This window comes from Deltaproteobacteria bacterium (genome assembly GCA_016931625.1).
Lineage (GTDB): Bacteria > Myxococcota > XYA12-FULL-58-9 > XYA12-FULL-58-9 > JAFGEK01 > JAFGEK01.
On the sequence record JAFGEK010000008.1, the window covers coordinates 1 to 4,751 of the forward strand.

At 40.3% G+C, this 4,751-nt stretch carries 5 protein-coding genes; 2 read left to right on the forward strand and 3 right to left on the reverse strand.

The features are described from left to right. Nucleotides 1-301 precede the first annotated feature (301 nt). Nucleotides 302-742, reverse strand: coding sequence for a MarR family transcriptional regulator (locus JW841_00420; protein MBN1959382.1), 441 nt, complete (start codon nt 740-742; stop codon nt 302-304). A gap of 225 nt (nt 743-967) precedes the next feature. Between JW841_00420 and JW841_00425 the strand changes: the two genes are divergently transcribed. Together JW841_00425 and JW841_00430 are read left to right on the forward strand one after the other, a co-directional pair. After that, a complete protein-coding gene (locus tag JW841_00425; protein ID MBN1959383.1) occupies nt 968-1,231 on the forward strand; it encodes a hypothetical protein in 264 nt (87 codons plus the stop codon). Beyond that, nucleotides 1,228-1,656: a type II toxin-antitoxin system VapC family toxin gene (locus JW841_00430; GenBank protein MBN1959384.1), complete on the forward strand. Its 429-nt coding sequence runs from the start codon at nt 1,228-1,230 to the stop codon at nt 1,654-1,656. The genes JW841_00425 and JW841_00430 overlap by 4 nt, the downstream gene beginning before the upstream one ends. Nucleotides 1,657-1,667: 11 nt before the next feature. Here JW841_00430 and folP read toward each other — a convergent pair whose 3' ends face one another. Together folP and ftsH are read right to left on the reverse strand one after the other, a co-directional pair. Then, nucleotides 1,668-2,453, reverse strand: coding sequence for a dihydropteroate synthase (gene folP / locus JW841_00435; protein ID MBN1959385.1), 786 nt, complete (start codon nt 2,451-2,453; stop codon nt 1,668-1,670). Nucleotides 2,454-2,586: 133 nt separating this feature from the next. Beyond that, entirely contained in the window at nt 2,587-4,470 is a 1,884-nt protein-coding gene (gene ftsH / locus JW841_00440; GenBank protein MBN1959386.1) for an ATP-dependent zinc metalloprotease FtsH, read from the reverse strand. Between the last annotated feature and the right edge of the window lie 281 nt (nt 4,471-4,751).

Genomic DNA, 4,751 nt, shown 5'->3' on the forward strand with positions numbered 1-4,751 from the left:
ATATTGCAAAACATTTTGGATCCCCGCTTTCGCGGGGATGACGTTATATTTGCTATAATTGGAAATCATAAGGACTTTTGCAAGTGGTTCTATAGTAATCTAATAAATATAGTTTACTGATAAAAAAAAATAGAATAATAGACCCGAAACCATAACGTAGAATTGCATTATAACTACATCATCGCTTGGTTATAACTACTCTATGGCTTTTATTGCGAAGAGAAAATAATTTATATGTTAACCAGGTGAACATTAAAAGCAACCACATATGAAAAACTCCTTTTGGTTTGGCTAAAGATTGTTATTCGGGAGTTACAGCTTTTTGTAATAAAGAAAGAAAGCGGGCTACGGCAGCATATTCACTTTGTGACAATGATTTCTCAATTTGCCGTAATGGACCAAATACCTTTTTTTCGAAGGCACTGTGAGCATTAACTGCCGAAATTCCTTTACGAGTTAATTGCAATGCTACTGCGCGACCGCCTTGAGGCGCTATTGGTTTTATCACATAGCCTAGTCGTTCAAGTTTGTTGACAAATTTAGATACTGCCGCTTTAGAAATGCTAAGAAATGTTGCTAATTCTGTCAGACTACAGCCGGGTTTGCGGCTAATTGCTACTACTGTATGGATATCCGCAGAAAATAATAAATCGCCAGTACCGTAATCTCGCGGAGTAGATTCTAAGGTACTAAGCCACTGATGGGCAAGATAGATACCTTCTAATAACCCATTTTCCTTCAAAGTATAGAATATGTAAACCAGGTTAACATTGATTGTCAAGCCAAATCAAATACTTTGTAATCAAATGGTTTCGTGTTTATTTGAAATGCAAATGAGAGTTGCCACACAACAGAATTTGCGTTTCGTTGTAACTCTGCCTTTGTACAGTGCCTCTTTAAACATTAACTGACACAAAATACTAAATCGCATCTTGACATCATTTAATGATAGCATCATGATGCTTATATGCGTACTACAATAACTTTAGACGATGATGTTTGTTCCAGTGTGCAAGAATTAGCGCATCGTGAGCGTACAAGTTTTAAAAAAACATTAAATAAGTTGTTACGCCAAGCTTTAATTGGGATTCAGCAGCCTAAGACGCAAGAACCCAAATTTATTATCAAACCACATCGCGGTGGGTTTCGCCCTGGTATTGATCCACAAAAACTCAATCAACTAATTGATCAATTACAAACTGAAGATTTTTTAGGCAACCAGAATAAATGATTATTCCTGATATTAACCTACTTATTTATGCATATAACGCTGATGCACCATTACACTCTAAAGCTTGTTTATGGTGGGAAGAACTTATCAATTTATCATCACCTATCGCCATACCATGGGTAGTTAGCTGTGGTTTTATTCGTTTGATGACACATACTGCAGTTTTACAGTTCCCCATGTTTCCTGCAGAAGCTGTTGGGATAGTGGCATCATGGTATGAACGAAGGCATGTACAGGTAATAAATCCTGGGCCGCGTCATTTGGCGATTCTTGGTAGTTTATTTACTGATACGAAAGTTGCTGGTAATCTAACCACCGATACTCATCTTGCAGCTATTGCTATAGAGTATCAATGTGAAATACATTCAAATGATTATGATTTTTCACGATTTAAAGGATTACGATGGTCTAATCCATTTAAATAAAATGTCATCTTTCAAGTTGTATTAGCTACGGCATGTGCAACTTTAACAGCATCAGCTACCGCGTTCACATCATGTACCCTTAGCACATGCGCCCCATTAGCTATCGCCAAAGCACATACTGCGGCAGTAGCACGGTCACGGTCGTAAATTGGGCGGCTGGTAATTTCACCTAAAAAACGTTTACGCGATGGTCCATAAACAATAGGGCAGTTAAGCGAGGCAAACTCACCAAGGTGACGAGTAAGGGTAAGGTTATGTTGCGTGGTTTTACCAAAACCAATACCAGGGTCGATCATAATGCGCTCGCGTTTAATACCAGCAGCAACTGCTTGGTTTATAGCATTAGCAAGGTATGTGCGAATGTCAGCAACGACGTCGTTGTATATGATTTCACCTTCTTGCATAGTACGAGGTTCACCGCGCATATGCATTAGCACCACGGCAGCATTAGCTTTTGCTATTACCCGACCCATATTTTGATCACCTAATGCTGTCACATCATTGACTATATGAACACCAGCTTGTAATGCCGCCTGTGCCACTTCAGCTTTAGCTGTGTCTATACTGAGTATTGTTGGTAATTTTTCAGCCACTAACGCATTGATTACCGGGAGCACCCGTTTACTCTCATCAGTTGCGGTCACAGGTATAGCACCTGGGCGTGTTGATTCACCACCGATATCTAAAATTTGTGCACCTGCACTCACCATATCCCTGGCAAGTTTTAGGGCAGACTCAATTGAAGTAAGTCTGCCGCCATCAGAAAACGAATCTGGAGTTATATTAAGAATACCCATGAGTATGGGTTTATCAAAATTAAGCTTAAGTGAATCAAAATTAATGCTTGGCGGGATTAACATATCGATCACCAATTAAAGATAATACGAAGAGTGATGTCGATTATATTAAATAAAAAATTAGTAATATGCTCTAAGCTTTAGTTGGATCTTGCGCCAACGGTGCTAGTACTTTTGTATCACTTTCTTTACGCTTTTCTTTTTCTTGTTGATAGCGTTTTTCAATTTCTTCGCGTGTTGGCATTTTTACTTTTGGTGGCTCACGCGTTAGTTTTTTACCATCAATCAGGTCTTGAACCTCATTAGCTTCAAGAGTCTCGTATTCGATAAGAGCTTCGGCAATACGCTTAAGCTCTTCAAGTTTACTCATAATAATTTCTTTAGCACGAGCATATTGCTCGGTAATAATACGTCGTACTTCGCCATCGATTTCAACAGCAGTATGTTCAGAATAATCTTGATGCTGCGCAATTTCGCGGCCTAAAAAGATAGCTTCTTCTTTTTTACCAAAAGTTAGTGGTCCTAACTTTTCGCTCATACCCCATTCGCATACCATTTTGCGCGCTAAATCAGTGGCGACTTCAATATCATTACCGGCACCTGTAGTAATTTCGCTAAAAATTATATCTTCGGCAATACGGCCACCGAAGAGTATAGCGATACGGTCAGCGGCGTAGCTGCGCGAAAGGTTATAACGGTCTTCAATAGGTAATTGTTGAGTTAACCCCAAAGCGCGACCACGTGGGATAATTGTTACTTTATGTACAGGGTCAGCTTGAGGAACCGTTTTGGCAACTAAAGTATGCCCAGCTTCGTGATAGGCAGTAATAAGCTTCTCTTTTTCAGAGATGATCATGCTTTTGCGTTCGCTGCCCATAAGCACTTTATCTTTAGCTGATTCAAAGTCATTTTGTTCGACTTTGCTCTTATTGTCGCGCGCTGCAACCAGTGCAGCTTCATTGACTAGATTGGCAAGATCAGCACCAGAAAAACCTGGCGTGCCACGAGCAATCAATTCTAGATCAACGTTTTCTTCAAGTGGAACTTTTTTGGTGTGTACCTTAAGAATTTCACCACGACCGCCTAAATCAGGGCGTGGTACTACTACTCGACGGTCAAATCGACCAGGGCGTAGCAAAGCTGGGTCAAGAACATCTGGGCGGTTAGTAGCAGCAATGAGAATGACACCATCATTGGACTCAAAACCATCCATCTCAACTAATAGTTGATTGAGCGTCTGCTCGCGCTCATCATGGCCGCCGCCTAATCCCGCACCACGATGTCTACCAACCGCATCAATTTCGTCGATAAAAATAATGCAGGGGGCATGTTTTTTAGACTGTTCAAACAAATCACGTACACGTGAGGCGCCAACGCCTACAAACATTTCAACAAAATCAGAACCCGAGATTGAAAAGAAGGGTACTCCAGCTTCACCTGCAATTGCACGGGCAAGCAAAGTTTTGCCAGTACCTGGAGAACCCATAAGCAATACACCTTTGGGTATACGCCCACCCAAACGAGTGAATTTTTTAGGGTCACGTAAAAATTCAATTATCTCAGAGAGTTCTTCTTTGGCTTCATCAGCCCCAGCGACATCTTTAAATGTGACTTTGGGAGAGCCTTCAGAAACAAGTCGCGCCTTGGCTTTGCCAAAACTCATGGCTTTGCCGCCGCCACTTTGTAGCTGCCTCATCAAGAAGAAAAGAAACAGAAACACGAGAAACATTGGCAGCCAAGTGATCAGTAAAGTCTGCCAAAAAGCGCCTGATTCTTCGTTATTTAATTTAAATTTAACGTTATTAGCTAAAAGTTTATCCATTACCTCGTCAGTCAAGCGACCGATAGTTTTTTTATGGACTTTACCTTCTTGCCATAGAAATTCAGATTCGTTGCGAATTTCGACGTCGACGTTTTGTAATTTCTCAGATTCAACAGCGACAAGAAATTCTGAAAAAGCAATTTCTTTTACCTCAGCACGTGAAGAACTGACGATACTGTAAATCAAGTAAAACATTAGGATGAGAACACCCCAAAGTAGAATTGTCTTATGAGACTGACGCAAAACACCTCTCCTTAACGTTCCCTTTTATTAATGGGATCGCTTTGTATTCTTTATATTAACATGAATAAAACGGAAGCACGCCATTAACTTCTATTATCAATAGCCGACGCGTATCATTGGTGACTGGCGCGGTATTGCTGCGGCGTAATCCCACTATCCAAGTAATTTCATTAGCAGTTGCTAATATAGGCCAACAAGCTCTTAATGGTATTGGCATTTTAATATTTGTAAAA

Excerpts from the sequence above, each read along its gene's own strand:
- JW841_00430 (MBN1959384.1), top strand. The coding sequence starts at position 1,228 with ATGATTATTCCTGATATTAACCTACTTATTTATGCATATAACGCTGAT.
- folP (MBN1959385.1), bottom strand. The coding sequence starts at position 2,453 with ATGGGTATTCTTAATATAACTCCAGATTCGTTTTCTGATGGCGGCAGA.
- JW841_00425 (MBN1959383.1), top strand. The coding sequence starts at position 968 with ATGCGTACTACAATAACTTTAGACGATGATGTTTGTTCCAGTGTGCAA.
- ftsH (MBN1959386.1), bottom strand. The coding sequence starts at position 4,470 with ATGTTTTACTTGATTTACAGTATCGTCAGTTCTTCACGTGCTGAGGTA.